Source organism: Bacteroides sp. OF03-11BH, from assembly GCF_003604005.1.
Taxonomy (GTDB): domain Bacteria; phylum Bacteroidota; class Bacteroidia; order Bacteroidales; family Bacteroidaceae; genus Bacteroides; species Bacteroides ovatus.
This window is the reverse complement of the sequence record NZ_QTMW01000091.1, coordinates 359-5,474: the sequence shown is the minus strand read 5'-3', so window position 1 is coordinate 5,474 and position 5,116 is coordinate 359. Positions and strand designations below refer to the sequence as shown.

Here is a 5,116-nt window from a genome sequence, read left to right as displayed (position 1 = left end):
TATATATATAATATTGTATTTTGTTCCTGTTCTTTTTCCCTAATGTTTTATGGTATCAATTTTTTGCGTCCGGCTTCCGGCTGCTTTTTGTATTTGGTATCAAAAGGTCGTTCTACAGGGTGTGCCAGGAATGATAATTCGGTATCAATTTCTTTCCCTACAGTATATCAAAAAAGCATAGGGACAAAAACCCAACTTTTTAAAATATGTTTTTTTTAGATAGGGACAAAAACCCAACTTTTGATTGATTATTTGTATCATATAGTGTCTTTTTTTGTTAATAGATGTTCTTTTCCCTAAAGTTTGTGTTAAGATTATGAGAAAAGTTCCTTTTTTATGGGTTTATGTAATAAGAAAAGTTCCTTTTTTGTGTGTTGGTATGATTATCAGGTTTTTTTTTATCAGCTAGTGATGGTAGTACCCTTAAAAATGAAAGGGTAACTATCTGAAAAACAACAGATAATGGTAAAAAATCAGGGACAAAAACCCAACTTCTTAGGGACAAAAACCCAACTTCTTAGGGACAAAAACCCAACTTCTTAGGGACAAAAACCCAACTTTTAGACCCCTCCTAGGGACAAAAACCCAACTTTTATTCATCTTCTTTTTCTTCTCCAATCATTCCGGGGAGTATTTCTACTTCTTTTAATAATACGGATAAACAATATTCTGCTTTATTTGAAATTTTATTCCAGTTATCTCTAACATATTCGCCTAGATAAAGCATCTTAGTTACTACTGCTTTATAGTTGCTTAATGTAATCTGTGGAATAAACTGCTGCAAATGCTCGTCCTTCATTGCAAAGTGCAAAGAACAAAAATTCGTTATCATCTTCTTTTGTCCTTTTAATAGTTCTTCTTCCTTCTTTGATAATGCAGACTTAATAACTTTGAAATTAAGTTTATAAGGCTGTGTATCGCCTGAATTACGATAAACTTCTGCCATTTCAAACCAGCAATCAGCCTGTTCAAACAAATCATCGTAAACAGGGCGTATTACACGTTTATACAAATCTTTAAATTCGGGGTATTTATCTTCTAATTTTAAGAATTTCCGAAATCTATCCACATAGATAGAAAAACCACCTTTTTCTTTCCATGAGCTAATCAGCATATACATTCTTATTGTATATCTACTTTGCGCTCTTAAAGCTATCTCTTTTATATAGCGTGTAAAACCTCTATCAACATTAATGAAAACTTTAGCAACCTCTCTATCCATTTCTAAAGAAAAACCTCTTGAATAAGGAGTTTTGGGTATATTTGCCTTAGTGAATAAACCAGTAATAGACCAACTATCCTCACCTGTTATTGGGTCTTTAACATCAAGCTCTACAGGAATACTGATTAATTTACGAACCATGCTTTTTACTTCCTTGTATTGGTCTGGATTAACGCCCAAATCCCGATATGCGATATCTACTCTTATACGGTCTGAATATTCTTGAAATAAAGATAATTGCTCGCATGGAATAGATGTACCATATTTATCTAGATGCTGAATACTTAATTCTATGACATCCTGTAATTTCTCTATAACAGCAATTAAGATTCTAATCTGTACTGTCTTAAAATCACCAGCCATTAATGTAACTACATTAGGTTGTTTCAGCCATGTGGGATTTTCTGGGAGTTTCACAGGAAGATTTGTACGAGGATGCCCTTTCCTAATTCTAACAATCTCACCGTCTATTTCTTCTTTTTCTTCTTTCACCGCACGTTTTCGGGCTTTTATTTCTCTATTTACCATCGCTTATTATTTTGACTGATTAATACTCCAAAAAAAAGTAGAATAAAGAACACAAACATAAACTTGGCTATATAAAATAGCCCTATGAAAATCATTCTAAAAATAGCAATGATAATTTCTAATAGATTTCTTATTATGTTCCTCCAGTCCATTTTCTTTGTTTTATAATTCCTGTCGCCAAAGCTCCGGCTGCACTATTGTATAACCAGCACTTTGCAAATATACTCTTTTAAATTCATCGGGCAACGTTCCTTCAAGGAATTGCTTTTTATGCCTTGATGCAGTTCGGCGGTCATATGGACTATTTTTAGACCAACCTCTTTTAAGAATTAGTTCCTTAAAGCATTCATCTAATGTTTTTGCTTTATCTATCATAATCTTTTCGTAAAGAAATTATAGGGTTTTTCATCCCTTTATACGTTTCACAAGGATTTCCTAACAGTTCGCACATAACAAAATGTACAATTTTTCCTTCATCCAATGATAAATTCGATTTATTTGCTAATTCTACAACTAATGTATATTGATAACTATAGTTCTCAACAACAATTTCTTTTTCATTGGAAACTTCATTGTAAATCTTTCTATACTTATGCCATAAAGACGTATTAAAAAGCTCTACCGTAAGAAAATTGTTTACCTGCTCTGTTGTATAGTCTTCTGGCAAACGTTTCCCTGTAAGTCTATAAACAGCCTCCATTTTTGCTTTTTTTCCTACAAACTTTTTTTTCCCAATCATCTGACAAGAAGGAAGTTCATCCCTAGATATAAAAGGCTTCAAATCTGACACCCTACGATATACCTTATATTCAATAAACATTCTATCTATATTTTGATTATATGACATCTATTCCCTTTCACACTATTCGAAAAATTATGGTCATTTATCCCAATCATAATTATCGTAATCTATTTCCTTTCCTGTAGCATGGCATTCAGCCACATAATCAGCCCATTTTTTTCGCTTCGTCACATCAAAAGGCATACGTAGAAACTCATCCTTCCAAGGCTGTATAAAGTAACCAAAATCGTGTTTGTTCGTTACATACTGAACAGCATCTCTAATGGCGTTATACTCATATCCTTCTTTCAACAATGGTTCGTCACCCAGTTTAGAGTATATGTTTGCCACTTCCCGAAGCATCTTTGCAAATTCTTTGTATGTGGCAAAATTCTTTTCTTTTTTATCCATAATCATTCTTTTTTGTTTTGAGTATTAATTTTTTTCGATGAAAGTATTGGTTGTATTCAACACCCCGGCTGAATCTCGACTTTTGCCATCTCTTATGAAGATTCCTTCTTCTTTCAACCGTTCATAATCAAATTCATTCATCATGATAATGACAATATTTTCATTTGTATATAGCTTACACTTCATAAATTGAGTACCTTCTATTTTTCCAATTACGTCTATTTGGATTGTTCTTTCATTCATAATTCGTTTATTTATATATCGATTTGAGGATTATTCTTGTTTTTTTACTTCATATCCCTTTTCTCTGAGATACGCTGCTATATACTCATCATCTCCGACATCATTAAGGACATCGAAAAGATAACCTTTTACATAACTGGCTACTGCAACCGCATTTGCATACTCGATGTTCTGCGAAATGAATCTCACTTTCTCTGTTCTTCCTAAGCCTCTGAAGGCTTCTTCAATTTTGCTCATATTTATACTGTTTTACGCTAATTCTGTTTCAATAAACTTCATCATCTGATTGTGAAAAGAACCACTCCTTTTTTGCGCAGCCTTACAATCATCAATGGAAAGATTCGATTCCTTAATTATCCCTATTGCGATTGCTGGCATATCTCTGACTACTACAATATGCTGAACAGCAAACCAAATACCATCAATAAATTCATTATTCATATCTTCATTTTATTGGTTAAAACTCATATTCACTTTCATTGAAATTTTCGATTGAATAAATTAAACCACCGAAGTCACCTGCTGAGAAGCCTCCAGTAATATTACTTCGATGTGTTCCCTTATACTTACCAAAGGTTAATGTTCTTTCTTGATTCATTACTATTCTGTTATGCGTTATTTGGTATGATAATCCCATTTTATCTTGACTTATATATCTGGAAAAGAGACCTGTGAACTAAAGACTACTCTTTCTTTTCCTTACGCCTCGATTTGAGAAATTCTTTAGCCGCTTCTTTGTCCTCATGTACTTCATCTGATACATAATATATTATAGCCTTTGAATTGTGAGGATTGTTTTTCCACTTTCTTCCTATTGCATCCGGATTTACAACATATCCTTCTTTTGCCCATTGCAGGGCTGTTAGGCTCTTTTGGTTCATTCTCTTATACCAAAGAACCTTACGATGCATTTTTGTCCGGGGAGTAATTACTCCGTCTGCACATACCAGTCCTTCACAGTTGTAACCGGGGCTTTCCAGAAATTCAATTTCTTTTTGAATTTCTTTTATGCTCATTTTCTCGATGCGTTCCATGTATTGTGCAATCGTTTCATCTGTCATATCCGCTGCCATATTTCATGAATTTATGTATTAAAATAAGGCTATTAACTAGTTTAATAGCCCATTTTTGATTTCAAATACTATCAAACGTATTTATCCAATTCTTTTTCTAGCTTTTCCCTATCAATCTCTGGAAATAGTTCAAGAACAAGACTTAGCGAATCGCAATAATTGTTTGCATAGTTTTCTGTATCCATCAATCGTAACACCATTGAACAAAAAATACTCTTTTCCTGCTTAAAAGTACGATTTAACACAGAACTAGATAATCTGAAAATTTTCTTCTCTACTCCAATCATAAATTAATCCTTTCACATTTCTAATAATTGACTATCAATCTGTAGTTTTCTTCAATGCTTCAAAAGAAGACAAGTAATCATCAACAGCTTTATTTAACGCTGCATATTTATCTTTCCACGTCCTTATTTGCCGTTGTGTTTCAATATACCTATCATTCAAAGTTGCATAATTCTGAATAGCAAATCTAATAGCTTTAGCATCTGTTTTTTCACCAGATAATTTTTTTAGATTTTCTAACTCTGCGCAGGCTGCATCGTCTAAGCGTAATGTAAACTCTTTTTTCATAAAAAAATGATTAATGAATTAATACTGAAAAATAGCACTAACAGTTGGCTACGAAATGGATTTAAGAAGCAATGTTTCATGATTTTGTTTGCTGTTCTTTATACTGGCAGCCAAACCAGCTTTAAAGGTTTGTTTATCTCTTTATTTTCAATACTCAAAGATAGTGATTTTCTATAAATGTCGCAAATAATAGGACAATTATTTTTGTTAAAAATGGTTTTAGGTTTATAGACTGCCGAGGTTTTATTTTTCCCTAAAGTTTTTGGTATCATAATAATGTTCTCT

12 protein-coding genes are annotated in these 5,116 nt (G+C 32.7%); all 12 read right to left on the bottom strand.

The genetic code is table 11. From position 1 onward, the window contains the following. Nucleotides 1–592: 592 nt before the first annotated feature. Nucleotides 593–1,750: a replication initiation protein gene (locus tag DXA54_RS27400; RefSeq protein ID WP_007559085.1), complete on the bottom strand. Its 1,158-nt coding sequence runs from the start codon at nt 1,748–1,750 to the stop codon at nt 593–595. 162 nt (nt 1,751–1,912) lie between these two features. Then, complete coding sequence (locus tag DXA54_RS27395) at nt 1,913–2,125, bottom strand: hypothetical protein (protein ID WP_004295360.1); 213 nt, start codon at nt 2,123–2,125, stop codon at nt 1,913–1,915. Continuing rightward, the gene (locus tag DXA54_RS27390) at nt 2,115–2,597 is read right to left on the bottom strand and encodes a hypothetical protein (protein WP_007559088.1); all 483 of its coding nucleotides are present in this window, start codon (nt 2,595–2,597) and stop codon (nt 2,115–2,117) included. The genes DXA54_RS27395 and DXA54_RS27390 overlap by 11 nt, the downstream gene beginning before the upstream one ends. Before the next feature lie 33 nt (nt 2,598–2,630). Beyond that, nucleotides 2,631–2,942 (bottom strand): hypothetical protein, encoded by a 312-nt coding sequence (locus DXA54_RS27385; RefSeq protein WP_008765228.1) that lies wholly within the window; start codon nt 2,940–2,942, stop codon nt 2,631–2,633. A 24-nt stretch (nt 2,943–2,966) separates the two neighbouring features. After that, the gene (locus DXA54_RS27380; RefSeq protein ID WP_004295363.1) at nt 2,967–3,185 is read right to left on the bottom strand and encodes a hypothetical protein; all 219 of its coding nucleotides are present in this window, start codon (nt 3,183–3,185) and stop codon (nt 2,967–2,969) included. Between the two features lie 30 nt (nt 3,186–3,215). Further along, the gene (locus DXA54_RS27375; RefSeq protein ID WP_007559092.1) at nt 3,216–3,422 is read right to left on the bottom strand and encodes a hypothetical protein; all 207 of its coding nucleotides are present in this window, start codon (nt 3,420–3,422) and stop codon (nt 3,216–3,218) included. 12 nt (nt 3,423–3,434) lie between these two features. After that, nucleotides 3,435–3,626 (bottom strand): hypothetical protein, encoded by a 192-nt coding sequence (locus tag DXA54_RS27370; protein WP_007559094.1) that lies wholly within the window; start codon nt 3,624–3,626, stop codon nt 3,435–3,437. Between the two features lie 16 nt (nt 3,627–3,642). Beyond that, nucleotides 3,643–3,783 (bottom strand): hypothetical protein, encoded by a 141-nt coding sequence (locus DXA54_RS28340; RefSeq protein ID WP_007559096.1) that lies wholly within the window; start codon nt 3,781–3,783, stop codon nt 3,643–3,645. 85 nt (nt 3,784–3,868) lie between these two features. Beyond that, a complete protein-coding gene (locus DXA54_RS27365; protein WP_007559098.1) occupies nt 3,869–4,258 on the bottom strand; it encodes a hypothetical protein in 390 nt (129 codons plus the stop codon). 71 nt (nt 4,259–4,329) lie between these two features. Then, on the bottom strand, nt 4,330–4,545 hold the full coding sequence (locus tag DXA54_RS27360; RefSeq protein WP_007559101.1) for a hypothetical protein: 216 nt from the start codon (nt 4,543–4,545) through the stop codon (nt 4,330–4,332). A 34-nt stretch (nt 4,546–4,579) separates the two neighbouring features. Further along, complete coding sequence (locus tag DXA54_RS27355) at nt 4,580–4,831, bottom strand: hypothetical protein (RefSeq protein WP_004295365.1); 252 nt, start codon at nt 4,829–4,831, stop codon at nt 4,580–4,582. A gap of 98 nt (nt 4,832–4,929) precedes the next feature. After that, nucleotides 4,930–5,116, bottom strand: a 187-nt coding sequence (locus DXA54_RS28410; RefSeq protein WP_207903525.1) for a hypothetical protein, incomplete at its 5' end; no start/stop codon positions are given.

Coding starts and splice junctions, on each gene's coding strand:
- DXA54_RS27400 (WP_007559085.1), bottom strand. CDS start 1,750: ATGGTAAATAGAGAAATAAAAGCCCGAAAACGTGCGGTGAAAGAAGAA.
- DXA54_RS27395 (WP_004295360.1), bottom strand. CDS start 2,125: ATGATAGATAAAGCAAAAACATTAGATGAATGCTTTAAGGAACTAATT.
- DXA54_RS27390 (WP_007559088.1), bottom strand. CDS start 2,597: ATGTCATATAATCAAAATATAGATAGAATGTTTATTGAATATAAGGTA.
- DXA54_RS27385 (WP_008765228.1), bottom strand. CDS start 2,942: ATGGATAAAAAAGAAAAGAATTTTGCCACATACAAAGAATTTGCAAAG.
- DXA54_RS27380 (WP_004295363.1), bottom strand. CDS start 3,185: ATGAATGAAAGAACAATCCAAATAGACGTAATTGGAAAAATAGAAGGT.
- DXA54_RS27375 (WP_007559092.1), bottom strand. CDS start 3,422: ATGAGCAAAATTGAAGAAGCCTTCAGAGGCTTAGGAAGAACAGAGAAA.
- DXA54_RS27370 (WP_007559094.1), bottom strand. CDS start 3,626: ATGAATAATGAATTTATTGATGGTATTTGGTTTGCTGTTCAGCATATT.
- DXA54_RS28340 (WP_007559096.1), bottom strand. CDS start 3,783: ATGAATCAAGAAAGAACATTAACCTTTGGTAAGTATAAGGGAACACAT.
- DXA54_RS27365 (WP_007559098.1), bottom strand. CDS start 4,258: ATGGCAGCGGATATGACAGATGAAACGATTGCACAATACATGGAACGC.
- DXA54_RS27360 (WP_007559101.1), bottom strand. CDS start 4,545: ATGATTGGAGTAGAGAAGAAAATTTTCAGATTATCTAGTTCTGTGTTA.
- DXA54_RS27355 (WP_004295365.1), bottom strand. CDS start 4,831: ATGAAAAAAGAGTTTACATTACGCTTAGACGATGCAGCCTGCGCAGAG.